Origin of the sequence: Lysobacter sp. Root494 (assembly GCF_001427225.1) — a bacterium.
Lineage (GTDB): Bacteria > Pseudomonadota > Gammaproteobacteria > Xanthomonadales > Xanthomonadaceae > Agrilutibacter.
Window position 1 is genome coordinate 218,904 of sequence record NZ_LMFH01000005.1, and the last position, 24,753, is coordinate 243,656.

The following is a 24,753-nucleotide window of genomic DNA, read 5'->3' on the forward strand; positions in this document are numbered from 1 at the left end:
GCTTAATTTCGTCGAATTGCCGACACAGGGTTGCCGCTTCATGAAGATCACCGCCTCCGACCAGCAACTGCTGACCGTGTTGCGCGAGAACGCGCGCGCTTCGACCGCGGAAATCGCGCGCCGGCTGAAGCTGTCGCGCACCACCGTGCAGAGCCGGATCGAGCGGCTCGAGCGCGAAGGCGTGATCGGTGGCTACACCGTGCGCGTCAACGATGCGGCCGAGCGCGGCCACATCCGCGCCCACATCATGATCACGGTGCTGCCCAAGCAGATGGCCTCGGTGGTCGACGCGCTGCGCGGAATGCCCGAGGTGCGCGCGCTGCATTCGGTCAGTGGCCCCTTCGACCTCGTTGCGATGGGCGTGGTGCCGACCGCCGCGGAGATGGACGAGCTCACCGATCGCATCGGCGCCATCGACGGCGTCGAACGGACGACCTCCTCGATCATCCTGTCGGCGAAGTTCGAACGCTGAGTCGTGGTCGGGCGGGCAACCGCAAACTCTTACAATTGCCGATTCTTTTTTCGCCAGCACTGCCTTGAAGAAGTCCGATTTCCACTACGACCTGCCGCCCGAACTCATTGCGCAGGCGCCATTGCCGGAGCGCTCGGCCAGCCGTCTGCTGGTGGTGCCGCCCGGCGTGTCGGGCGACGGGCATTTCGAGGATCGCGTATTCCGCGACCTGCCCGGGCTGCTGCGATCCGGTGACCTGCTCGTGTTCAACGACACACGGGTGATTCCGGCGCGGCTGTTCGGGCACAAGGCGACCGGTGGCCGCGTGGAAATCCTGATCGAGCGCCTGCTCGGCGGCTTCGATGCGCGCGTGCAGCTCGGCGTGAGCAAGTCGCCGAAGGAAGGCGCGCGCATCGCCCTGGACGCCGGCGGCGAGGCGGAAGTGCTGGGCCGCGAAGGCGAGTTCTACCTGGTGCGTTTCCACGTGGCCGAATCGCTGGAACAGTTCCTGCTGCATGCGGGGCGCCTGCCGTTGCCGCCGTACATCCAGCGCGAACCCGGCACGGATGACGACGAGCGTTACCAGACCGTGTTCGCGCGCGAAGTCGGCGCGGTGGCTGCACCGACCGCGGGATTGCATTTCGACGACGCGTTGCTGGAGACCCTGCGGGCGAAGGGCGTGCAGTTCGGCCATGTCACGCTGCACGTGGGTGCGGGTACGTTCCAGCCGGTGCGCGTCGATGATCTCGGCCAGCATGTGATGCACAGCGAGTGGCTCAATGTCGGCGCCGGGCTGATCGAACAGATCCGCCGTACTCGCGCCGCGGGCGGTCGGGTGATTGCGGTCGGCACGACGGTGGTGCGTGCGCTGGAAAGCGCCATGCGCACGGATGAAGATGGTGAAAGCGAGCTGCAGCCATTTTCGGGCGAGACGCGATTGTTCATTCTTCCGGGCTATCGCATCCGCTCGGTGGATGCGCTGATCACCAACTTCCATTTGCCGGAAAGCACGCTGTTGATGCTGGTATCGGCGTTCGCGGGGAAGGAGCGGGTGTTTGCGGCCTATGAGCATGCGATCCGCGAGCGGTATCGGTTCTTTTCGTATGGGGATGCGATGTTGTTGTTTCCCGAGGTGCAGTCGTGATGTGGGTACCTCGCATCTTTGTTTTTGCTTGCGCTACCGCTTGGCACGGTAAGCACAACAGCAAAGTCACTGGATTCCCGCTTTCGCGGGAATGACGAACAAAAGCGACAACAGAAACAGCAGCAACAACAAAGGCGTTTTTTGCAAATGAGCCGGATGTCCTTCCAACTCCTGAAAACCGACGGCGCCGCTCGTCGCGGCCGGCTCACCTTTCCGCGCGGAACGGTTGAAACCCCAGCCTTCATGCCCGTCGGCACCTATGGCTCGGTGAAGGGCGTGTTGCCGGAACAGGTCCGCGAACTCGGTGCCGAGATCATCCTCGGCAACACCTTCCATCTCTTCCTGCGACCGGGTCTCGACGTGATCGCCGACCATGGCGGGCTGCATGGCTTCGCGCGCTGGAACGGGCCGATCCTCACCGACTCGGGCGGCTTCCAGGTGTTCTCGCTGGCGCATCGCCGCAAGATCACCGAGGAGGGGGTGAAATTCGCCGCGCCGACCGATGGCTCGCAGGTCTTCCTCAGTCCGGAGGAGAGCATGCGCATCCAGAAGGTGCTCGACTCCGACGTCGTGATGATCTTCGACGAATGCCCTCCAGTGCACGTCGACGGCGTACCGGTGCGCGAGGAACTCGTGCGCCGTTCGATGGAGCTGTCGCTGCGCTGGGCCGAGCGCAGCAAGCGCGCACACGAAGGTAATGACGCGGCCCTGTTCGGCATCGTCCAGGGCGGCGTGCACCATGAACTGCGCACGCGCTCGGCGACCGGGCTGAAGGAGATTGGTTTTGACGGCTACGCGATCGGTGGACTGGCAGTGGGCGAGACCGAAGCCGAGCGCAACCACATGCTCGATCACACCGCGCCGCAGCTTCCCGACGATAAGCCGCGCTACCTGATGGGCGTCGGCCGGCCCGAGGACCTCGTCGAAGCGGTGGCGCGCGGCGTCGACATGTTCGATTGCGTGATGCCGACCCGCAACGCTCGCAATGGCCACTTCTTCACTTCGACCGGCGCGGTCCGCATCCGCAACGCGATGTACGAGCGCGACACCGGCGTAATCGAGGAAGGCTGCGACTGCTATACGTGCCGAAACGGCTTCAGCCGCAGTTACCTGCGCCACCTCGACCGCTGCAACGAGATGCTCGGGCCGGTGCTGGGGACTTTGCACAACCTGAGGCACTACCAGCGGCTGATGGCCGGAATGCGCGAGGCCATCACGGCGGGAACCTTCGCGGCGTTCCGGGAGTCCTTCTATGCCGCCCGTTCCCTGCCCATTCCTCCGCTCGGCTAATCCGGGTTGCGGGGCAGGGCGTGGCATAATCCGCCGTTATTTCGCTTCCGGACACACCCAGAATGAACCTGCTCGACTTCCTGATCGCTCCCGCCTACGCGCAGGCCGCGGCCCAGCCGCAAGGCATGGGCGGCTTCGGCCTGCTGATGCCGATCGCGCTGATCGCGATCATGTACTTCCTGATGATCCGCCCGCAGATGAAGCGGCAGAAGGAACACCGCTCCATGCTCGAGAAGCTGGCGAAGGGCGATGAAGTGCTGACCAACGGCGGCATCGCGGGCGTGGTCACCGACATGGGCGAGAACTTCATCACGGTCGAAGTGGCCGACGGCGTGCGCCTGCGCATCCAGAAGGGCGCGATCGCCAATGTCCTGCCCAAGGGCACCTTGAAGTCGGCCTAAGCCGCCGCCACACGCTTTACATGATGGCGGCCGGGGAGCTGCCACGGGATCTCTTCGATGCTGACTTACGCACGCTGGAAATACGTTGTTTTCCTGATCGTCCTGCTGCTCAGCGCCGTGTACGCGGTGCCGAACATGTTTCCGCAGGACCCGTCGGTGCAGGTCACCGCCAACCGCGGTGCTCCCGTCGACGAAGCGCTGCGCAAGCGCGTGGCCGATGGCCTGAAGACGGCCGGGGTCGCGACCAAGGAAATCGAACTCGACACCAAGAAGAACAACCTGCTCGTCCGCCTCGCCAGCGCGGACCTGCAGGTGAAGGCCGCCGACGCGTTGCGTCCGCAGCTGGGCAGCGACTACATCGTCGCGCTCAACATCGCCTCCACGGTTCCGGACTGGCTGGAGAAGCTGGGCGCGCGCCCGATGTCGCTGGGTCTCGACCTGCAGGGCGGCGTGCACTTCCTGATGCAGGTGGACCAGAAGGCCGCGCTCGAAAAACGGCTCGAAGCCACGACCGAAGACCTGCGCGTGCTGTTGCGCGACAACCGCATTGCGTATGTCTCGGTGGATCGCCGTCCCGACAACACCATCGTCGCCACGCTGCGTGACCCCAATGCGGCTTCCGCCGCCGCGGGCCTGATCACCAAGAACCAGCCGACGCTGGTGCAGCAGCCGCAGGGCAACCAGATCGTGCTGCGGGTGCAGCCGAACGAGTTGCAGCAGTACGCGGCGGACGCGATCGAGCAGAACGTCTCCACGCTGCGCAATCGCGTCAACGCGCTGGGCGTCGCCGAACCGGTGATCCAGCGCCAGGGCAACGACCGCATCGTCGTCGAGCTGCCGGGCGTGCAGGACACCGCGCAGGCCAAGCGCATGATCGGCGCGACCGCGACGCTGGAATACCGCGCCGTCGTCGACGGCAATCCGATCGAAGCCGTGGAAACCGGCAACATCCCGCCGGAAGCCCGCGTCTATTACCGGCGCGAGCGCGGTCCGGATGGGAAACCCATCCCGATCCTGCTCAACAAGCGCGTGATCGCCTCGGGCGACCAGCTCATCGGCGCAACCACCGGCTTCGATCAGCAGAGCGGTTCGCCGGTCGTGTCGGTGCGCCTCAACAGCGCCGGCGGCCAGCGCATGTTCGAGTTCACCAGCGAAAACGTCGGCAAGCCGATGGCCGTGGTGTACATCGAGCGCCTGCCGGAAGTGAAGATCGTCAACGGACAGGAAGTGCGCAGCACCCGCGTCAATGAAGAAGTGGTTTCGGTCGCGAACATCTCTGGCGTCTTCAGCAACCAGTTCCAGACCACTGGCCTCAGCAGCCAGGAAGCGGCAGAGCTGTCGAAGCTGCTGAAGTCGGGCTCGCTCGCCGCGCCGATGGACTTCGTCGAGGAACGCATCATCGGCCCGAGCCTGGGCAAGGAGAACGTCGAGCGCGGCCTGACCGCGGTGATGTACTCGTTCGGCTTCGCACTGGTGTTCTTCCTCATCTATTACCGCATGTTCGGCGTCGTCACCTGCATCGCGCTGCTGCTCAACCTGGTGATGGTGTTCGCGCTGATGTCGTTCTTCGGCGCAACGATGTCGTTGCCCGGCCTGGCAGGTATCGCATTGACCGTAGGCATGTCCGTCGACGCGAACGTGCTGATCAACGAGCGCATCCGCGAGGAGCTGCGCCTGGGGCTGCCGCCGCAGACGGCGATCGCCACCGGTTACGACCGTGCGTCGGGCACCATTCTCGACGCGAACATCACCGCGTTCCTGGTCGGCCTGGCGATGGCGGCGTTCGGGTCGGGCCCGCTGCGCGGTTTCGGCATCACCACGATGCTGGGTATCGCCACGTCGGCCTATACGGCCGTGTCGGTCTCGCGCGCTATCGCCACGCTGATCTACGGTGGTCGCCGCAGGCTGAAGTCGATCTGGATTTGAGGAACCCGCTTCCATGAAACCTTTCAATGTGTTCCCGTACGACAGCAAGATCGACTTCATGCGAGTGCGCATGGTGTCGCTCGTCATCGCGACGCTCCTGATGTTCGCGGCGATCGGCGCGATGGCCATCAACGGCTTCAACTTCGCGCTCGACTTCACCGGCGGCGTCGGCGTCGAGCTGCGCTTCACCAAGCCTGTCGACGTAGAGGCAGTGCGTTCGCGTCTGGCAACCGCCGGTTACGAAAACGCGCAGGTGCAGAGCTTCGGCACCGGCACCGACCTGCTGGTGCGCCTGCAGAAGAAGGAAGGCGCCAATGCCGGAGCCAGCCAGGCGACGAGCGTGGCGCACGACGTGCAGGCTGCTGCGTCCACCGCCGACAACCCGGCGGAAGTGCGCAGCAGCGCGGAAATCAGTGCGCAGGTGGGCAAGGAGCTGCGCGACAAGGGCATCCTCGCCCTGGTGTTCGTGGTCCTCGGCTTCCTGATCTACATCTCGTTCCGCTTCGAGTGGAAATTCGCGGTTGCCGCGATCGTCACCACGCTGCACGACGTGGTGATCGTGGTGGGCTGGTTCGCGCTGAGTGGGCACGAGTTCGACCTAACCGTGCTGGCGGGCGCGCTATCGGTGATGGGCTATTCGGTCAACGACACCATCGTGGTGTTCGACCGCGTGCGCGAGAACTTCCGCTCGATGCGCGCATCGCCGTCGGAAGTGCTAAGTGCATCGATCAACCAGACGCTGTCGCGTACGGTGATCACCTCGTTCGTGGCCTTCCTGACGGTGCTGGCGCTGTACCTGTACGGCGGCGCGTCGCTGCGCGGCATGGCGGAGTCGCAGATCATCGGTATCGTGATCGGTACGTTGTCCTCGATCTTCGTCGCCTGCCCGCTGCTGATGTGGCTGGGCGTGTCGAAGCAGGACCTGATGCCGAAGGCACGGGACGAAGCGGCTCTGGCGCGTCGTCCGTAAGGTCAGCGTCAAGGCAACGAAAAAGGCCGCGCATTGCGCGGCCTTTACTTTTGCCCGTCATTCCCGCGAAAGCGTGAGGTGCTTCACCAGCCGAAGGCCGGTCATCCGGTGACTTCGTTGTTGCTGGTTATCCTGCTTCGAAGCGTGGAACACGCTGAGCAAAGCCGCTGGATGAACCGACGTGCCTCCGTGAAGACGCCCGCCCTTCTCGGGAATGACGAGCAAGGCAACAGCGCGGACAAGCAGCAGCACGAAGGAACAGGACCGTGCGTTAATCCAGCGCGTTCGCGTAGCCCGTCGCCACGATCTTGTTCTGCAGCGCGTCGCAGATCTTCAGGTTGCCGGCCACCAGCGGCCGGCCCATCAGGCCGCGGGTATCCATCGGCCCGGTGGAGCGGCCACGGTAGTCGACGACCTTGCCGCCGGCCTCGCGCACCATCAGCACGCCGGCGGCGATGTCCCACGGCTTCACGCCGGATTCGAAGTACGCATCGGCGCGGCCGCTGGCAACGTAGGCCAGGTCCAGCGCGGCCGAACCCGTGCGGCGGATGTCCTCGGCTTCCTGCAGCAGCGCATCGATGCACTTGAGCTGGGCGCTGACGTTCTTGCGCTCGCGCGGCGGAAAACCGGTGACCAGCATCGCGCCATTGAGATCCTTGCGCTCGGAAACGCGGATCTTCTTGTCGTTGAGCGTGGCACCGCTGCCGCGGCTGGCGGTGAACAGTTCATTGCGAAGCGGATCGAAAATCACGCCATGGATCGGCTCGCCGTTCTCGACCAGCGCGATGGAAACGCAGAAGTGCGGCAGGCCGTGCAGGAAGTTGCTGGTCCCGTCGAGCGGATCGATGACCCAGGTGAAGCGGCCCGAACCCTGCGCGCCACCTTCCTCGCCCAGGATCGCGTAATCGGGCGTGGCCCGGCGCAGTTCCTTGATCACGACCTTTTCCGCCTGCTCGTCGACTTCGCTGGCGTAATCCAGCCGGTCCTTCTCCACCACGTTCAGGGCGTCGAGCTTGTGCATGTTGCGCAACAGGACGTTGCCGGCGGCGCGGGCGGCCTTGACCATGAGGGTGACGGCGGGTTTCTGCATGGCGGTACGGGCCTCGGATCGGGCTGGGGACGGGCTGGCGGGTGCGAAAGAGCAGACCGGTTCGGTGACCGGGCCGCGGAGTTTACCATTGCCGCGCATGAGTACCGACCGAATCAACGAGCAATCCAGCGGCCCCGCGCAGGCCAATTCCACCACGATCGCCGCCGCGGAACGCATCCGCATCGTCCTGGTGGGTACCCAGCACCCCGGCAATATCGGCTCCGCGGCCAGGGCCATGAAAACCATGGGACTGTCCCGGCTGGTACTGGTGGCGCCCGAGAAGGCGCCGAATGCGGAGTCCTACGCGCTCGCCGCCGGAGCCGACGACGTACTGGCTGCCGCTTCCATCCACGAAACATTGGCCGAAGCCATCGCGGACTGCCGCCTGGTCCTGGGCTGCACCGCCCGCAGCCGCCGCATCGCCCTGGAGGAACTGGAGCCGCGCGCCGCCGGTGTCCGGGCCGTCTCCGAAGCCGCGGGTGGTAGTGAAATCGCGCTGGTCTTCGGCCGCGAGCGCACCGGTCTCACCAACGACGAATACGAGCTGTGCCATGTCGCGGTGCATATCCAGGCCAATCCCGACTACAGCTCGCTCAACCTGGCGATGGCCGTGCAGGTCTTGAGTTACGAGCTCCGGATGGCGGCGCTGGCCGTTGGCCCTGCTTCCGCCGGCGAGGACGAAAGGCGCGAACCCCCGGCGTCCCATGCCGAGATGGAAGGCTTTTTCTCGCAACTCGCCGATACGCTGGACGTAATCGATTTCCACAAGGGGCGCGCGCCCGAATCCGCGATGCGCAAGCTCCGGCGCCTGTTCCTGCGTGCCCAGCCGGACACGCGTGAAGTACGCATCCTCCGTGGCGTTCTCGCCGATGCGCAGCGCATGGCCCGGCTGGCCGGAGAGCGCGACGCATAGCCCCCGGACCGAAGGCCGATCCGGGGGATTCGCCGACTCCCCGCGTGCCGTCTTTTTGCTTTAGGCTGCCCCGTCGTCTCGCTCCCGGTTGCATTGCTTGCGCGCCTGCCTGTCCGCCTACCTGCGACGTATTGCCTCCTTGGCGTTGGCGCTCGCGCTGCTTCTCCCGTTCGCGGCCCAGGCCGGCGATCCGGGCGTACTGGTGCTCGGACGCATCAGCGACGATCCCAAGGCGCACTATGAACAGCTGAAGTCGCTGCTCGATTACGTCGTGCCGCGGATGAAGGATGTCGGCATCCGCGAAGGACGCATCCTGATGGCAAAGGATGCACAGCAGATGGCCAGTTATCTGCGCCGGGGGCGCGTCGACTGGGTCACCGAAACCGCGGGCACCGGGATGATGCTGAAGCAGCGTGCCAATGCGAAGCCGCTGCTGCTCACCGAACGCGACGGCACCAGCCAGTACCACACCGTGTTCTTCGTGCGCGCGGACAGTGCGATCCGGTCGCTGGCCGACCTGCGCGGGCACAGCGTTGCGTTCCAGCGCCCGACGTCCACCAGCGCGTACTTCCTGCCGGCCGGCGAACTCCTGCGTCGCGGCAATTCACTCGAACTGCTGCTGTCGCCGACCGACAAACTCGATTCGAGTGTCGTCGGGTATGTCTTCGCCCGTTCGGAACTCAACATTGCCACATGGGTGCACAAGCGCCTGGTCGATGTCGGCGTGATGAGCAACCTTGACATGGAAAACCCTCGCCGCGTGCCGGCAGCGTTCCGCAAGGACCTGCGCGTGATCGGCGAAACTCCCAGCGTGCCGCGCGCGCTGGAACTGGTGCGCAGCGACATGGACCCGAAGGTGCAGGCGCGCCTGCGCCAGGTCCTCTGCGATGCCGCCAAGGATCCCGAGGCCCGCGATGCCCTGCGTGGCTTCTTCCAGACGACGCAGTTCCTTCCGATGGACGCCGCCTCGCAACGCGCACTCGACGATTTCGCCGCGGGCGTCGCGCGCGTACGCGGCGAAGTGGAGTGAGGCCGGCGTCGATGGCTGAGGCGAAGATGGTGTGTCGCGGATGAATTTTCGTTACGGGCTGCAGGCCCGCTTCGTCGCATTGATGGCCGTGGCGCTGCTGGTAGTGCTGGCGCTGATGCTGCTGCTGTGGAGCCGGCAGGGCCGCATGCAGTCCGAAGTGGAGAATGTCACCCGCGAAGGCATCGAGCGCATCGCCAACGCCACCTTGCGGCGGCAGGGCGAGGGCATGGTCACGCAGCTCTCGGAGTCGCTGGCCAATCCGCTCTACTACTTCGACCTCGATGCGATCGGCGTGCTCGGTCGCGCCACCCTCAACCAGCCGGGCATCCGCTACGTGCTGGTCTACGACACGGAGGGCAATATCGTCCATGACGGCAGCGAGGAGATCCCGAGTTACGGCAAGCGCATGGATGACGCGATGGCCGGGCAGGCGATCGCCACCCCGCAGCTGCTCACGCAGTTCGGCGAAGACCTGATGGATGTCGCCGCCCCGATCATGATCGGCAACGAACGCATAGGCGGCGTGCGCGTTGGTTTCGACCTGCGCGGGTTGCGCAATGACCAGGACGCCGCGGTCAGCGACCTGCGCACGCGCCTGGATGAACTCGGCCGCCGGCAGTTGCTTTGGGTCGCGCTGTTGAGCGCCGGACTGCTCGGCCTGGGCGTGCTGATGCTGTGGCTGATCCAGCGCTTCCTCGTGCGCCCCATCCGGCAACTGGCGGATGCTGCGCACTCCATCGAAATGGGTCACTTCGAAACCGCTCGTGCGCCGGTCAGCACGCGCAACGACGAAGTCGGCGACCTGCTGCGCGCGTTCAACCGCATGAACACTTCGGTCGCGCGGCACGATCGCGAAATCCGGCGCATGGCCTACACCGATGCGCTCACCAGCCTCGCCAATCGCCTGGCGTTCCGCGAAACGCTCGACCAGCGCCTGCTGCAGATGCATGGCGCCGGCCGGCAGCTCGCGCTGCTGTTCGCCGATATCGACGACTTCAAGCGCGTCAACGACACGCTGGGGCACGACGCCGGTGATGAAGTGCTGCTGCAGTTCGCGCAGCGCATCCGCGACGCGGTCAAGCGCATTGGCGGCCCGGATGCGGCGCTGGCGCGTTTTGGCGGCGACGAGTTCGTCATCCTGGTCGAACCGGATACGCAGGCCGGACACGATGCACGCCACGTCGCAAGCCGGCTGGCCGAGGCGCTCGTCGCCGAACTTGGCCAGCCGATCACCGTGCACGACCGGCAGGTATTTCTCGGAACGTCGATCGGCATCACGCTGTTCCCGGAAGATGCTTCCGGCGCGAACTCGCTGATGAAGAACGGCGACATCGCGATGTACCAGGCGAAGGTCGCGGGCAAGAACTGCTACCGCTTCTACAGTCGCGCAATGGACCAGGCGGTCGAACGCCGCGTGCACCTCGAACACGAACTGCGCGGCGCGTGGGACCGTGGCGAACTCAGCCTGGCTTACCAGCCGGTGTTCCGTGTTTCCGACAACGCACTGGTTGGCGCCGAGGCGCTGTTGCGCTGGCGGCATCCGGAACACGGCACGATCGCGCCTTCGGTCTTCATCGACGTGGCCGAGCAGAGCGGGCTGATCGAAGTGCTGGGACCGCAGGTGTTGCGCGCGGCCTGCGAGGACGCGGTCGGCTGGGAAAAACATCGTGGCGGTCGCGACCCGCTGTTCGTGTCGGTGAACCTGTCGCCGCGCCAGTTGCGTAGCGGCGATCTCCCGCAGCTGGTCGCGAGCGTGTTGCGCGATACCGGCCTCCATCCACGCCAGCTGCATCTCGAACTCACCGAAACGGCCGTGCTCGGCGACGAGGCGCTCGCCAGCGCGATGCTCTCGCAACTGCGCACGACAGGTGTGCAGGTCTGGCTGGATGATTTCGGCACCGGCTTCTCGGGACTGAGCCACCTCCGCCGCGTGCCTGTCGACGGCGTGAAGATCGATCGCAGCTTCGTCGCCGACATCCTGCGCGATCCCGACGATCTCGCCCTGACCACAGCGATCATCGCGATGGCGCATTCGCTGGGGATCATCGTGGTCGCCGAAGGCGTCGAGCGCGAAGGCCAATACCAGCTATTGCGCGATCGCGATTGCGATCTTGCGCAGGGTTATCTGCTGGGTCACCCGATGCCGGTTTCCGAGTTCGACAAGCTGTTGCGCTGAGCCGGTGTCCGCGCTTCGCATAGCGTGCGGGCGCGAAACCCGATCACCGGCGTGCCTTGCCACGCACGCGTGGCGCATGCCGCGGAGCGGCTGCTAGAAGAGCACGTCGAGCCAGCGCGTCGCTGCGCTCGCGAGACTTCCGGAGAGCACGCCGAACACCGCGATCGCCACGACGCTCGAGGTCCATGCCACCGTCAGCAGGCGGCCATCGCGTTCCAGCAGCGCCAGCGCGAATACCAGCAGCAACACGGCGAACAGGATGTTGGTGAAGGGAATCGGCAGCGACAGCAGCAGTCCCAGCAACACCAGATTCACGCCCGTGAAAGCGCTCGCCACGGGATGGTCGAGCAGCACGTGCGCGCGTGGCTTCACGAGGCGCTCCAGCTTCGTCAGCCATGGGCCGAGCCGATCGCGGAACTTGGCCATCGCCTGCCGGTGCGGGCCGCGCCGGCCGAGGAAACCAGGCAGCCAGGGTTCGTTACGGCCGAACGTGAGCTGCACGCCGACGAGGATCACCAGCGGCCCGCTGATCACGCCGGCGATGCCCGGAATGAAGGCGGTGGGGATTGAAAGCAGCAGCAACATCCCGAACGCGCGTTCTTCCAGCCCGGCCAGCACGTCGTCGAGCCGGATGACTTCGGCCGGGTCCCCGGTCGCGAAACGGTCGAGCAGCGCGCGCGTACCGGCCTCGTGCGTCGCCTGCGAACTGTCGCGCTCAGCCGGTGGTGTCATCGTCTTCGCCGTCCTCGTCGCGTGTTTCCCGCTGCAACAGCAGCTTGTCGATGCGCGGTCCATCGAGATCGACTACTTCTATCCGCCAGCGATCCCAGGCGAAGTTCTCGCCAACGTGCGGAATGCGGCCGAAATGGGCGATGACCATGCCGGCCGCGGTGTGGAAGTCATGCTCTTCCTCGCCCGGCAGGCTGCCACCACCGATGAGCTCGCGCAGGTCTTCCAGCGGCAAGGCGCCGTCGAGGAACCACGAACCATCACCACGCTCGACCACCGGTGGCTCGTGCGAATCGTCTTCACCGGATGGGCTCGCACCGTGGATGCGGCCGATCACCGCGCCCATCAGGTCGTTCACCGTCACCAGGCCGCTGACGTCGCCGTATTCGTCGACCACCAGCGCGATCGACTGCTGTTCTTCGCGGAAGATCTCGAGCAGCTTTAGCGCGTGGGTGGATTCGGAAACGAACAGGGGCTCGCGCAGCTCGCCAAAGAGTTCCGGGTCGGGCTGGCCGAGGTTGTCCAGCAGTGTCTTCACTTCGAGGATGCCGAGCACGTCGTTGTCGCTGCCGCGATAGACCGGGTAGCGCGAATACGCGTGCTCGCGCATGGTGGCCAGATTTTCCTCGACGCTGCCGGCGGCATCGAGCCAGGCGATGCGCATGCGAGGCGTCATCAGGCTTTCCGCGGTGCGATCGCCAAGGCTGAGCACGCGGTTCATCATCTTGCGTTCGTCGGCATCGATGACGCCCTGCTCGTGGCTTTCGGTGACGAGCAGTCGGATCTCTTCTTCGCTGATGGCGTTGCGGGCGTCGTCCTTGATGCCGAGCAGGCGCAGCACGTTGCGGTTGATGATGCCGAGCACGGCAACGATGGGCCGCGCCGCACGCGACAGCGCGTCGAGCGGAATCGCGACGAAGCAGGCCAGCCGCTCGGGATTGGTCAGCGCCAGCCGCTTGGGAATGAGTTCGCCGAATATCACCGATGCCGCGGTGATCAGGCCCACGGCCGTGCCGACACCAATCGGCCGGGCGTATTCGCGAGCGGCCGGCACCAGATCCTGCAGCCCGGCGGCGATCAGCTGGCCTATCGATTCGCCGCCGAACACGCCGGTCAGCACGCTGATCAGCGTGATGCCGACCTGGACGGTGGAGAGCAGCCGGTCCGGGTGCTCGGCCAGCACCAGCGCCTTGCGCGCGCCGCGGCTGGTCTCGGCCATCTGTCGGAGCCGCAGCTTGCGCGACGTCATCAGGGCCATCTCCGACAGGGCGAAGAAGCCGTTGAGGACGATCAGGAGCAGGACGATCGCTAGTTCCAGCATGCCGGACGGTTCCCTGCAGAGGCTGGATGGCGCGTTTCGCGGACGTTACGAAGTACCGGCGAGGGTTTTGGGTCGTCGTCCATGCGGGGGGCGAGTGGGGGTGCCGGGGCATCTTAGCAGGCGGCGAAAATGGGCCTGTCGATCCGCAGGATTGGGCGAAAGGTCACGAAGCCGTCATAATTCGCGCCGCCGCCAGACGGCCCCTTTCCCCTGTTGCCAGACCGACGAGGCACCGCATGTTCTCCCTGCAAACCATTTTCGGCCAAGGCATGCAGTTCTATACGCTGCTCGAAGCAGCGGCGAATGCGGCGCACGACAGCACGAAGGCGCTGCACGGGATGCTCAGGGAGCCGCAGCGCTCGCCGTCGCTGGATGCCTTCAAGCTGGCGCGCCAGCGGGAGCGCGAAGCCTCGGAAAAGATCAGCCAGGAGCTGGTCAACAGCTTCATCACGCCGATCGAACGCGAAGACATCGAAGCGCTGAGTTCGGCTTTGTACAAGATTCCCAAGCAGGTCGAGAAGTTTGCCGATCGCTACTCGCTGGCATTGCAGCACCTGGAAGGGATCGACTTCGCGCCGCGAGCGGCGATGCTGGAGCAGGCGGCCGCAGTCGTGGTCGAGATGGTGCACGAACTGCGCCACATGAAGATCGAGAACATGAAGACGCTCAACGACCGTCTTCGTTCGATCGAGATGGAAGCCGACCGCCTCATGCTCGAGCTGTACCGCGACATCTACTCGGGCAAGCTCGACCACCTGCAGATGTTCCTGCTCAAGGAATTCTTCGAAATCCTCGAAAAGGCCATCGACCGTTGCCGCGAGGCCGGCGTGGTCGCTTACGAAATCGTGCTGAAGAACTCGTAAGCGACGCCACCGAAGGAGATGCGGTCATGCTGACCCTGGTTCTCGTCGTGGTGATCGCGGCGTTGGTGTTCGAATACATCAACGGCTTCCACGACACCGCCAATTCCATCGCCACGGTCGTGGCCACCAAGGTGCTTTCGCCGATGCAGGCGGTGGGCCTCGCGGCCGGCATGAACCTGTTCGGCGCGCTGTGGGGCACGGCAGTCGCCAAGACCGTGGCCTCGGGCATCATCGATGCGGGCGTGGTCGACGTCAGTTCGCAGCTGATCCTGTGCGCGCTGCTCGGCGCGATCGTCTGGAACCTGATTACCTGGGCGCTCGGCCTGCCGTCGTCCTCCTCGCACGCGCTGATCGGGGGCCTGTGCGGCGCGGCGCTCGCGGCGGCGGCAAACAATTTCCACGCGATCATCTGGGCGCAGGCGAAGGAACCGGTGTGGAAAAGCGCCGGCGTGCTGTGGAAGGTGGTCGTGCCGATGATCACCTCGCCACTACTGGGCTTCGTTACCGGCTTCCTGGTGATGGGCATCATCTTCGCGATCATCTCGGGCATGGCCGCCAGTGGCGGCGCGTTGCGCCGTGCCGCGCGCCCGCGTTGGGTCAACGGTTTCTTCGGCAAGGCACAGATCGTCAGCGCCGGTGCGATGGGCTTCGCGCATGGCTCCAACGATGCGCAGAAGACCATGGGCATCATCGCGCTGACGCTGGTGGCCGCGCAGGCCGATGGTTCGCTCAACCAGCTTCCGTCGTGGTTGGCGTTCCTGCATCCGTCGCCGGGCGCGATCACCAGCAGTGACATCGACACATGGATCAAGGTGTCGTGCGCACTGGTGATGGCGGCGGGCACCGCAGCCGGCGGCTGGCGCATCATCAAGACGCTGGGGCACAAGCTGGTGAAGCTGCATCCCATCCACGGTTTCGCGGCGGAAACCAGCGCGGCATCCGTGATCCTGCTGGCATCGTCGCTCGGCATTCCGGTGTCGACCACGCACAACATCTCCGCGGCGATCATGGGCGTGGGCACCGCCAAGCGCTTCAATTCGATCAAGTGGACCGTCGTCGAGAAGATGATCTGGGCGTGGATCCTGACGATCCCCGCGGCCGGCGTGTTTGCCTATGCCTTCTTCAAGCTGTTCCATGCGATGGGCTGGGCGTGACCGGTTTGCCCGCCAGGCACGAAAAAAAAGGCCCGCAGATGCGGGCCTTTTCTTTGCAGCGATGTGCGGGCGCTCAGAGCAGGTCGCCACCGGCGGACATCATCTTCTCCATCCGGTCGCCCAGGCCGCCGATTTCAAGCACCAGGCGGTCGATCTCGGCCGCCTCGAGGCCTTCGTAGGGGCGGTTCTCGATCAGTTGCAGATAGGGCACGCCATCGAGGTCGCCAATGGCCAGGTAGCCGACCACGCTCTGCCAGTTGAAGGCGAGCGCGCGCTTTGGATCCATGCCCGTGGTCGGGGCGATCGCCGTGCTCACACGCAGGTAGGGACGGCCGTCGTCATCATCCAGTTCGGCAAGGAAGATCGACTGGTGGCGCATGCCCTTCTCAAGCGACAACTCGATGCAGATCACGTCCTCTTCGTGCACGGTCGTGCTGTAACCAGCGGTCTTGATGTGGCGGCGGATGGATTCGAAGTTGCGCACCGGCTAGCTCCTTGCAATGACTGCGGCCGGATGTTCCCGGCGACGGAATGGCTCCAGCTATGCTACCGCGATGACGAAGGACGCGACCAAGCCCGATCCGAACCGGCCGGATCCCGACCAGCGCATCCTGGACGCCATCCGTGCCATCCCGAAGGGACAGGTAGCGGGTTATGGGGAAGTAGCCCGCCGCGCAGGCTTGCCTGGACGTGCACGTCTGGTCGCGCGGCTGCTCAGCCAGAACGAGGATCGCAAGCTGCCGTGGCATCGCGTGCTGCGATCGGATGGACGCATCGCGTTCCCTGAGGGATCAGAAGGCTGGCGCGAGCAGAGCGCGCGCCTTCGGGGCGAGGGTGTCATTGTCGAAAACGGGCGCGTGCGGGGTCAGCGTGCCGCGGCAACGCCGGAGGAGGCTCTGGATGCCGAGTTATGGGGTGCGCCGCCTTCGGCCAAACGCGTCGCCGCCACGCGTGCTGTCAAATCGCCAAAAAAGAAGACTGCGCGCGCGCGCTGAATCCGGCCACGTGGGCCGCTCGAGCCGTCCCCATCGAACCGTCCGGCAATGCCGCTACCATGTGGCATCCCCCGAGGTGCTCCGATGTTCTCCCGACTTCCCCCTGTCACGAAGGCCCTGTTGATAGCCAACGGGTTGATGTTCCTGCTGCAATGGCTTCTGGGCAACGACCGGTTCGCTGCGTTCGTGCTGTGGCCTCCCGGTATCGACGGCAACCTGTTTTCGCAGGGCTTCCTGCCGTGGCAGATCCTGACGTATGGGTTCCTGCATGGCAGCTTCATGCACCTGGCGTTCAACATGCTCACGCTGGCGATGTTCGGCTCGCAGGTCGAATACGTCTGGGGGCCGCGCCGCTTCCTTATCTTCTATCTCGTGTGTGTCGCCGGGGCCGCGTTGTGCCAGCTGGCCGTGGGCTGGTGGACACTTTCGCAAGGTGGCGAGGCGTATCCGACACTGGGTGCGTCCGGTGGCATCTTCGGTCTGCTGCTGGCTTATGGGCTGCTGTTCCCCAACCAGCGCGTGATGCTGCTGTTCCCGCCGATTCCGATGAAGGCGCGCACGCTGGTGATTCTTTACGCCGTCGCCGAACTGCTGTTCGGACTCAACGGCTGGCAGCCGGGCGTGGCGCACTTCGCGCACCTGGGCGGCATGCTGTTCGGCTGGCTGCTGATCCGTTACTGGAGCGGAAAGCCGCCATTCGGCCGCAATCGCCCACGCAATCCGCGAATGCGCGTCGTACGCTGACGCGGCGATGAAAAACGGCGCGGGATTCCGCGCCGTTTTTGTTCTCACTTTTTCTTTTTCGTGCTCTTCACAGGTGCCGGCGGTGGCGCCGGCAGCGCTGCGGGCCATAGCAGGACGCGCTGGTCCGCTTTCGCCTGCATCGCGGTACCCGCCTTGCATCCGAACGCATCGCCGAACGCAGGCAGGTTGTACACGGGACCATTCACCCGCCACTGCCCTGGTGCATACACGCTCGTGGACGCGCGCTGGACGGCGGCTTCGCGGGTCAGCTGCTGCGGCCACAACCGTGCCCAGCCGGTGAAGAATGCCTGGTGCGCCTCCTTGCTGGCCGCGGGCTGCGTCATGTTGAAGGCGCTCCACGCGAGTTCGACACCCGCCTGGTCGGCGAGCGCCACGTCGCGCACCTGGTTGCCGTTGACCTTGATTTCGGCGACGGGAACCGAATAGCCGCTGTATTGCGAAGCGATGCGGTTGCCGACCTCAGTCCATGCAGCAGTTTCGGTGGGAGTCCACCAGTCGCGCAGTTCGCCCTTCGCATCGACCAGGCGGCCGCGGTTGCCGATGGCATGGCTCAGCTCGCGCCCGACCAGCGAACCGTATGCGCCGTACTGGGCCGCGATGTCGGTGCCGAGATCGAGCGCGGGAGCCTGCAGCACGGCGGCCGTAACGATCAGCCGGTTCTGCGCGATGTCGTAGGCGAGGGCGGGCGTCTGCGGCAGCACGTCCCAGCGGCGGTCGGCGTTGCCGCGGCCGATACGTTTCATTTCCTCGCGGTGCTGCCATGTCGAAGCGATCAGCATGTTGCTGCCGAAACTGCCGCGCCCCATCGGCTGCACGGTGTAATCGAGATCGCGACGCGGCGCGCCGACTTCGATTTTCAGCGCAGCCAGCTTGGCTTGGGCCTCGGCCTTCGGCTGCGCGCCAAATCGTATATCCGTGGCGATCGCGTTCTCCAGCGCCTTGCGCACGTTGACGGCGATCTCTTCCGCACGCGTGCGGGTGCCCGACGGCAGGTAGCGACCGACGTATTCACGGCCGAGCATCGGTCCTGCCGCGAGATTGATCGCATCGAGCACCACCTGCTGACGCGAAGGCTGCGCGGTCTGTCCCGCCAATACGCGGCCATGGAAATCGAAGCTCGCATCACGCCAGGGCTTGGCCATGTACGGCGCCATCGCATCGCCCACGCGCCAGCGCAGGTACGTCTTCCACTGCGCTGGCTTGAGCGAGCCGACGAGCTTGTCGAGCTGCGCGAATAACTGCGGATTGGCGATCGACACCGAATCGTCGCTGACGCCTTGCGCCTTGAGGAATTCGGCAAGCTGCAGCTTCGGATACGCCTTCGCTAGCGTGGCCACCGAAACCGGTGCGTAGTTCGCGCGCGGATTGCGGAGGTCCAACAGGGGCTTGCTCAGCTGCGCGATGCGCGTTTCGAGATCGATCACCTGCTGCGCTTCGGCCGCGGCCTTGTTCGCCGGCGTACCGGTGAGCACGAGGATCTTCTGCACGTAACCGTTGTACAGGCCAAGCAGCTTGCGCGTTTCGGCATCCATGCGCGTGTAGTACGCCGGATCCGGCAGGCCCAGTCCGCCCTGGCTGAAGTAGCCGATATGTCGGCTCAGATCGTTGAGGTCGATGTCCGCACCGAAGTTGAAGGCGACGGGTATCCCGACCTGGTGCAGCGCCGCGATCGAAGCGGGAATGTCCTTCGCTTTCCTGATCGCGTCGATACGGCCCAACAGCGGGGCGACCGGATTGGCGCCATCGCGCTCGACTGCGCTTTCGTCGAGTCCACTTGCCCAGAAGTCGCCGAGCAGCTTCTGCACATTGCCCTGCGGTGCCGTCATCGCGGCGTTGAGCAGGTCGATCTGCTGCTGTCGTGCGCGATCGCCCAGTTGTTCCATCGCCGAGAGCGAAGGCACGCCAGGCAACAATGTGTTCGACTTCAACCACGCATTGTTGGCGTAGGTATAGAAGTCCGTGCACGCGGTAACAGTCGCGGCAGCGGGTGCCTTGGCCTTCGTGGCCTTCTTCTTCGCCGCGTCGGTGGTGGGCGCGGCGGCACTCGCGATCAGGGCAACAAGCAGTGCGCAGGCAAGCGGTCTGGGATAGGGCATCGCAGGTTCCGGTTTCGGGAGGCGGCCGAGTGTAGCAAGGGCCGTGCGAACGCCATGAGCAGCACGCGAATGACAGTGCAGCGAGCGGGAGCGTCGCAAAAAAGAAGGCCCGGACGACGAGGTGCCGGGCCTTCGGGTCAGCCGCCGGAAACCGGCGGCCAATTTCCTGCTGTCATGCCGGAGATCAGGCGATCACCAGATGACTACCTGCTTGTCGCCTTCACGCACCATCGGCTGGCCTGGCTTGCACGAGAACGCGGTGGCGAATGCCGGCAGGTTCGAAGGCGCACCGATGGCGCGGAAGTTGGCAGGCGCGTGCTCGTCCGTCGTCAGGCGCGTTTCGAGCTCCTGCGGGGTGAAGTTGCGGCGCCACACCGTGGCCCAGTTGAGGAAGAAGCGCTGGTCGCGGGTCAGGCCGTCGGTCTTCGGATCCGGCGTACCCGTGGTGGCCTTCACCATCGCGTCGTACGCCGTGGCCAGGCCGCCGAGGTCGGCGATGTTTTCGCCGAGCGTGTGCTTGCCGTCGACGTGCTTGCCGGGCATCGCTTCGTAACTGTTGAACTGCGCCACCAGCTTGTCGGTACGGCCGGAGAAGCCCTTCGCATCGGCATCGGTCCACCAGTTCTCGAAGTTGCCGGTCGGTCCGAAGCGGCTGCCCTGGTCGTCGTAACCGTGCGTCATCTCATGGCCGATCACCGCGCCGATGCCGCCGTAATTCATTTCATCCGTCGCATTCGGATCGAAGAACGGAGGCTGCAGGATCGCGGCCGGGAACACGACTTCGTTGAACGACGGGTTGTAGTAGGCATTCACCATCTGCGGCGGCATGCCCCATTCGGTCTTGTCGACGGGCTTGCCGATCTTGCCGAGGTCCCACTTGTAGTTGAACTCGTTGGCGGCGAGCACGTTGCCGATGTAGCTCTCACGCGACGTCTCCAGGCCGGTCCAGTCGCGCCACTTGTCGGGATAGCCGATCTTCGGCGTGAACGCGGCCCACTTCTCGAGTGCCTTCTTCTTGGTTTCGTCGCTCATCCAGTCGAGCTTCTCGATGCGCGCCTTGAGCGCTTCACGCAGGTTCTGCACCAGCGTTTCCATGCGCGCCTTCGACTCGGCCGGGAAGGCGACCTTGACGTACATCTGTCCCATCGTTTCACCGACCTGGCCTTCGATCTGGTCGAGCACGCGCTTGCCGCGCTCCTTCAGTTCCTTCTGGCCACGCAGCTTCTGGTTGTAGAACGCGAAGTTCTCCTGCACGAAATCGTCGGAGAGATAAGGCGACGAGGTGTCGATGGTGCGGAAGCGCAGGTAGCTCTGCCACGTGGTAGCCGGCACATCGTCCAGCATCCTGCTCACTTCCTGGTGGAAGCCGGGAATGGCGAGCGAGAACATCTTCGGCGTGGCCAGGCCCTGCGACTCGAAGAACTTCGTCCACGGGAAATTCGGCGCCAGCTTGTCGGCATCGGCCGGGCTGATCGGGTTGTAGTACAGCGACACGTCACGCGACAGTTCCGCACGCGACTTCGACGCCTTTGCCAGGCGCGTTTCGAACGCGACGATGTCCGCAGCCTGCTTCGCCGCATCCGCTGCCGGCACGCCCGACAGCTCGAGCACCTTGGCGGCGTGTTGCTGGTACGCGTCGAGCTTGTCCTTGTTCTTGGCGTCCGTGTAATAGGTCGAATCCGGCAGTCCCAGGCCGCCCTGGAGCGCGCCTGCGATGTTCATCGACGAGTCCTTAAAATCGGGCGTCGAACCAAAACCGAACAGCACGTTCTCCCCCTTCGCCGCGCTGGTGCGCAGGTAGTCGGCGATCTTTTCCTTGCTGTCGAGCGTGGCGATGGCATCCAGGCGCGCCTTCAGCGGCGCGATGCCCTGCGCATTGATCTTTTCCGCATCCATGCCGGTGGCGAAGATGTCGCCGACGATCTTTTCGACACCCGAGGCATTCGCATTCGCGGCAGCCTGCTCGGCGAGCTGGCGCTGCACGGCCTTGGAGCGCTCGCTCAGCATCTCGAAAGCGCCCCATGACGTGCGATCACCCGGGATCGCATTGGCAGCGAGCCACTTGCCATTCACGTAGCCGCCGAAATCGGCGCACGCGTCCTTGCTGCTGTCGAGATCGCCGATGGCGAAGCGGTTGACCGGCGGAAGCTTGCTTTCGTCGAGTTTGAGCGCGGTTTCCGTGGTCGCGGCGGGGGCTTCCGCCTTGGCGGCTTCTTCCTTCTTCGCGCAGCCGGCCAGTGCGGCCGCGACGGCAATGGACAACATCAGGACTTGCGGTTTCTTCACGACATTCATGGGCAAACGGCTCCGGCCAGGCGACGGGATGCCCCAGGGTTGGGGCGACAGCCGACATTAGCCAGCTTCATCCGCCCCGAGAGGTGTCGAAAGTCAGGGATGGCACTGATTTTGCCGCTTCGGGGCGTTCATTCGTCTGGATTGCGAGGCCGTGGGGTGGTGTAGTGCCCTTTGACCGATTCATGGCGTTCAGCGAGGAGGGAGCGTGCGCGTACGTTTTCATGGAGCCGCGGGCGAAGTCACGGGCTCGCTGCACGAGGTAGAAGCTGCGGGTCGCCGCATCCTGCTCGACTGCGGAATGATCCAGGGGAGCGTCGAGGCCGAGCGCCGCAATGCCGATCCCTTCCCCTTCGAGGTATCCACGCTCGATGGATTGATCATCAGTCATGCGCACATCGACCACATCGGTCGCGTGCCGTTGCTGGTGAAGCGCGGCTTCAGCGGGCCGATCTATGCACAGGAAGCCACCGCCGAATTGATGCCGATCATGCTGCTCGATGCGGCGTCGATCGCAGCGAACGACGCCGAACGGACCAATCGCCATCGGCGCCAAGGCGAAGCGCAGGCGGCTCCCCTTTACACGCGCGACGACGTCGAAGCCGCAATGCGGCTCGTGAAACCGCTTCCGTACGATCAGCGAAGTCGCGTATTGCCCGGAGTCGACATCGTCTTCCGCGATGCCGGACACATCCTCGGATCATCGATCGTCGAATTGGTTGCCGATGGAAAGACACTGGTGTTTTCCGGTGACCTTGGCCCGAAAAACACGCCGATTCTCCGTGACCTGTCGCCTATAGGCCGCGCCGATATCGTGCTGATGGAATCGACGTACGGCGATCGCCTGCATCGCGACCGCGAGGCCACGATCGCTGAACTCGGAGGAATACTCGACGCCGCGTGGAAACAGAATGGCAACGTGCTCATCCCGGCATTTGCCGTCGGTCGCAGCCAGGAACTGCTCTACTGGTTCGCGCGTTATTGGAACGAGTGGAACCTGTCGCGGTGGCAGATTTTTCTCGACAGTCCCATGGCGCAGAAGGTGGTGAAGGTCTATGACCGAAACCAGGATCTGTTCGACGAAGACGCGAAACGCGTGTGGGCAGGGAAACCGACGCCGTTCCAGCTTCCGAACCTGCGCTTCACGGAGACCGCGCAGGAATCGATGGCGATAAACCACATTGCCAGCGGCACGATCATCATCGCTGGCAACGGCATGGCCAACGCAGGTCGCATCCTTCACCATCTTCGCCACCGATTGGATCGCCCGCAGACGCACGTCGTCTTTGTCGGTTACCAGGCAGAAGGAACCATCGGGCGTCGCCTTGTGGACGGAGCGCGATGGGTGCGTATCCACGGTCGCGACATCCGCGCCAACGCACAACGCCATACGATCGGTGGACTCTCCGCGCATACCGACCAGCACGGACTCATTGAGTGGTATGGCCAGATCGCCGGACATCCCCCACTGGTGCTCGTGCATGGCGAAGACAAGGCACGCGAGGCGCTGGCAGGCGAGATCGGCGATCGCTTCGGCGTCAGTGCGGAGCTTGCGAGGCCGGCGATGGAGCTGGAAGTTTGAGAGCGTTGTAGCCGCCTGCTTGAGCAGTGGAGTGATCCGGCCGCATTTACGGGTATCTCGATAGGCTGTTCCAGCATGTGTTTGAACCGGGAGCACCTGGCCTTGAGTTGATGCGGACGAATGTTCGTGGGTTGCAAGGCTGGAGACGAAGGCGGCTTCTCGGCCCAGCGTTTGACCCCTAGAGCGCGAATATTCCCAAGGCGGGCGATCTGAAGGCGGATTCTCTGATCACAACATTCATGGCGTGCATCTCCTGATGGTGGAGATGCATGCGAGAGCCGTGGCGTCCGAATTGCGGATATCTCCGGCATCCCTTGCTGTCGCCGTGCAGCTCACGTTCGCTGTCACGGCGCTCGGCTACAGCAGGTTGGCGCCGCGTTGCGAAGCCACGCTGCGGTCGGAGAGAGGGGCTGAACCTCATATCGCCATTCTCATGCGGGAAACTGGAACTCGAATGCCTCCAGGCAGATCCAGGTCGAAACGCTCCAGAACCACAAATCCCGATGCCAGATAGAGAGGTTCGCCTGGCAGGGTGGCGACCAGTTCCAGCGAGGAAAAGCCGCTCTGTTTTGACGCAGCTATGCACGCGGCCATGAGCCGTCCTCCCAAGCCACGACGCGCCATGGCAGGGTGAACGAAGAATGCACGAATGCGAGCCTGCTCGGTGGCAGGATCGAGCAGCGGATCCGCCCCGGTTTTAGTTTGATCACCACCGAAAAGCGTACGCCGCTTGCTCCAGCCACCACAGGCAACAATTTTCCTTCCATCTTCGATGACGAAGTAGGTCCTATCGTCAATCAGCTGAGTGTCGACGCCGAATACGTGACGAGTAATCGCCTCCGCTTGCTCCAGGGAGTAGTAGCCAATACTCAGGGAGCGACCGGAGAGTTCAATGAGCTCGCCAAGTTCAGGAATGTCGGATCGTTCGGCAGTACGAAGTTCCATTGCGAGAGCCCTTCTACCGGTTTTGTCGCCTGAATTAAGCTGAGCTGCGAAGTGGCTTGAATGAATTGCTATTCACCACTCCGTTTAGCAAACCAATTGCTTCGGGTGGCGATATCCGGCGACAACACATCCTGTCTGCTTTCATTCCACTCTGTCAGATACGAAATCACGCAGCCATTACTAATCATTGCGCTTCCATTGGAAGTGATAGCAGTGCGGCCAAGCCAGCCGGTTGAATCAACTTGGCTATTGGAACTGTAGTTACAGCAGTCTTGATGAGCCCGCCCCACACGAACTGAAATGCTCGGACACCATTGCCTATATCCATGCGGCGATTGGCTGGCCGCTGAAAAGCATCACCTCGCGAATGTCTTGACCACATAACTCTTCATCTCGGTGGAAACGCATCCGGCGAGGACAGCTACCAGCAGCGCGAAAACGAACCTCATTGAAGCCTCCAGTGGTGTCTAACGCCTGTATTAAGCTGAGCCGCGAAGCGGCTTCGGCTTGAATGAATTGTTAGAGCCCACTCATCGACCACAGCAACGACACGTGTCACCTAACGGTCCGGTGTGGAGTTTAGTGGCCGAACGGACACTCTCTGTCAGAGACTCCTGTGA

Annotated in this window: 22 protein-coding genes; 14 read left to right on the plus strand and 8 right to left on the minus strand. The window is 64.2% G+C overall.

Annotation, left to right across the window (positions count from 1 at the left end):
* The first annotated feature begins 40 nt into the window (after window positions 1–40).
* The 6 genes from ASD14_RS04315 to secF all read left to right on the plus strand — a co-directional run bounded on the left by ASD14_RS04315 (window position 41) and on the right by secF (window position 6,182).
* Window positions 41–472: an Lrp/AsnC family transcriptional regulator gene (locus tag ASD14_RS04315; RefSeq protein ID WP_056129522.1), complete on the plus strand. Its 432-nt coding sequence runs from the start codon at window positions 41–43 to the stop codon at window positions 470–472.
* A gap of 64 nt (window positions 473–536) precedes the next feature.
* On the plus strand, window positions 537–1,595 hold the full coding sequence (queA, locus tag ASD14_RS04320) for a tRNA preQ1(34) S-adenosylmethionine ribosyltransferase-isomerase QueA (protein WP_056129525.1): 1,059 nt from the start codon (window positions 537–539) through the stop codon (window positions 1,593–1,595).
* A gap of 147 nt (window positions 1,596–1,742) precedes the next feature.
* The gene (gene tgt / locus ASD14_RS04325; RefSeq protein ID WP_056129527.1) at window positions 1,743–2,885 is read left to right on the plus strand and encodes a tRNA guanosine(34) transglycosylase Tgt; all 1,143 of its coding nucleotides are present in this window, start codon (window positions 1,743–1,745) and stop codon (window positions 2,883–2,885) included.
* Window positions 2,886–2,947: 62 nt separating this feature from the next.
* Entirely contained in the window at window positions 2,948–3,286 is a 339-nt protein-coding gene (yajC, locus tag ASD14_RS04330; protein WP_056129530.1) for a preprotein translocase subunit YajC, read from the plus strand.
* 57 nt (window positions 3,287–3,343) lie between these two features.
* A complete protein-coding gene (gene secD / locus ASD14_RS04335) occupies window positions 3,344–5,212 on the plus strand; it encodes a protein translocase subunit SecD (RefSeq protein WP_056129536.1) in 1,869 nt (622 codons plus the stop codon).
* 13 nt (window positions 5,213–5,225) lie between these two features.
* Window positions 5,226–6,182 carry a protein translocase subunit SecF gene (gene secF / locus ASD14_RS04340; RefSeq protein ID WP_056129538.1) on the plus strand — a complete coding sequence of 319 codons (957 nt, stop codon included), beginning with the start codon at window positions 5,226–5,228 and terminating at the stop codon, window positions 6,180–6,182.
* 57 nt (window positions 6,183–6,239) lie between these two features.
* Here the strand turns inward: secF and ASD14_RS15930 are convergent, their stop codons facing one another.
* Window positions 6,240–6,434: a hypothetical protein gene (locus ASD14_RS15930; RefSeq protein ID WP_157475067.1), complete on the minus strand. Its 195-nt coding sequence runs from the start codon at window positions 6,432–6,434 to the stop codon at window positions 6,240–6,242.
* 19 nt (window positions 6,435–6,453) lie between these two features.
* The gene (locus ASD14_RS04345) at window positions 6,454–7,272 is read right to left on the minus strand and encodes an inositol monophosphatase family protein (RefSeq protein ID WP_056129539.1); all 819 of its coding nucleotides are present in this window, start codon (window positions 7,270–7,272) and stop codon (window positions 6,454–6,456) included.
* Window positions 7,273–7,429: 157 nt separating this feature from the next.
* Between ASD14_RS04345 and ASD14_RS04350 the strand changes: the two genes are divergently transcribed.
* The 3 genes from ASD14_RS04350 (at window position 7,430) to ASD14_RS04360 (ending at window position 11,391) form a co-directional block, all read left to right on the plus strand.
* Window positions 7,430–8,185 (plus strand): RNA methyltransferase, encoded by a 756-nt coding sequence (locus ASD14_RS04350; protein ID WP_056132079.1) that lies wholly within the window; start codon window positions 7,430–7,432, stop codon window positions 8,183–8,185.
* Window positions 8,186–8,324: 139 nt separating this feature from the next.
* Window positions 8,325–9,215, plus strand: a complete 891-nt coding sequence (locus tag ASD14_RS04355; RefSeq protein ID WP_235565351.1) for a phosphate/phosphite/phosphonate ABC transporter substrate-binding protein — start codon at window positions 8,325–8,327, stop codon at window positions 9,213–9,215.
* A gap of 40 nt (window positions 9,216–9,255) precedes the next feature.
* Window positions 9,256–11,391: a GGDEF domain-containing phosphodiesterase gene (locus ASD14_RS04360; RefSeq protein WP_056129542.1), complete on the plus strand. Its 2,136-nt coding sequence runs from the start codon at window positions 9,256–9,258 to the stop codon at window positions 11,389–11,391.
* 93 nt (window positions 11,392–11,484) lie between these two features.
* Here ASD14_RS04360 and ASD14_RS04365 read toward each other — a convergent pair whose 3' ends face one another.
* Together ASD14_RS04365 and ASD14_RS04370 are read right to left on the minus strand one after the other, a co-directional pair.
* Window positions 11,485–12,123, minus strand: coding sequence for an exopolysaccharide biosynthesis protein (locus tag ASD14_RS04365; protein WP_056129550.1), 639 nt, complete (start codon window positions 12,121–12,123; stop codon window positions 11,485–11,487).
* Window positions 12,107–13,441 carry a hemolysin family protein gene (locus tag ASD14_RS04370; protein ID WP_056129554.1) on the minus strand — a complete coding sequence of 445 codons (1,335 nt, stop codon included), beginning with the start codon at window positions 13,439–13,441 and terminating at the stop codon, window positions 12,107–12,109. Before ASD14_RS04370 ends, ASD14_RS04365 begins: the two co-directional genes overlap by 17 nt.
* Window positions 13,442–13,677: 236 nt before the next feature.
* Here ASD14_RS04370 and ASD14_RS04375 point away from each other — a divergent pair, with 236 nt between their 5' ends.
* On the plus strand, window positions 13,678–14,304 hold the full coding sequence (locus ASD14_RS04375) for a DUF47 family protein (protein WP_056129569.1): 627 nt from the start codon (window positions 13,678–13,680) through the stop codon (window positions 14,302–14,304).
* A 26-nt stretch (window positions 14,305–14,330) separates the two neighbouring features.
* A complete protein-coding gene (locus tag ASD14_RS04380; RefSeq protein ID WP_056129584.1) occupies window positions 14,331–15,458 on the plus strand; it encodes an inorganic phosphate transporter in 1,128 nt (375 codons plus the stop codon).
* 73 nt (window positions 15,459–15,531) lie between these two features.
* On the opposite strand, the gene ASD14_RS04385 is transcribed toward ASD14_RS04380, so the two are convergent.
* On the minus strand, window positions 15,532–15,942 hold the full coding sequence (locus tag ASD14_RS04385) for a hypothetical protein (RefSeq protein WP_056129587.1): 411 nt from the start codon (window positions 15,940–15,942) through the stop codon (window positions 15,532–15,534).
* Window positions 15,943–16,012: 70 nt separating this feature from the next.
* Between ASD14_RS04385 and ASD14_RS04390 the strand changes: the two genes are divergently transcribed.
* Window positions 16,013–16,453 (plus strand): MGMT family protein, encoded by a 441-nt coding sequence (locus ASD14_RS04390; protein WP_082538736.1) that lies wholly within the window; start codon window positions 16,013–16,015, stop codon window positions 16,451–16,453.
* 84 nt (window positions 16,454–16,537) lie between these two features.
* Window positions 16,538–17,197, plus strand: coding sequence for a rhomboid family intramembrane serine protease (locus tag ASD14_RS04395; RefSeq protein ID WP_056129589.1), 660 nt, complete (start codon window positions 16,538–16,540; stop codon window positions 17,195–17,197).
* A gap of 44 nt (window positions 17,198–17,241) precedes the next feature.
* On the opposite strand, the gene ASD14_RS04400 is transcribed toward ASD14_RS04395, so the two are convergent.
* A complete protein-coding gene (locus ASD14_RS04400; protein ID WP_056129598.1) occupies window positions 17,242–19,314 on the minus strand; it encodes a M13 family metallopeptidase in 2,073 nt (690 codons plus the stop codon).
* Window positions 19,315–19,506: 192 nt separating this feature from the next.
* Entirely contained in the window at window positions 19,507–21,609 is a 2,103-nt protein-coding gene (locus tag ASD14_RS04405; protein ID WP_157475069.1) for a M13-type metalloendopeptidase, read from the minus strand.
* 205 nt (window positions 21,610–21,814) lie between these two features.
* Between ASD14_RS04405 and ASD14_RS04410 the strand changes: the two genes are divergently transcribed.
* Window positions 21,815–23,188 (plus strand): MBL fold metallo-hydrolase, encoded by a 1,374-nt coding sequence (locus tag ASD14_RS04410; protein ID WP_056129601.1) that lies wholly within the window; start codon window positions 21,815–21,817, stop codon window positions 23,186–23,188.
* A 417-nt stretch (window positions 23,189–23,605) separates the two neighbouring features.
* Here ASD14_RS04410 and ASD14_RS04415 read toward each other — a convergent pair whose 3' ends face one another.
* Complete coding sequence (locus ASD14_RS04415) at window positions 23,606–24,133, minus strand: GNAT family N-acetyltransferase (RefSeq protein ID WP_056129603.1); 528 nt, start codon at window positions 24,131–24,133, stop codon at window positions 23,606–23,608.
* Window positions 24,134–24,753 lie beyond the last annotated feature (620 nt).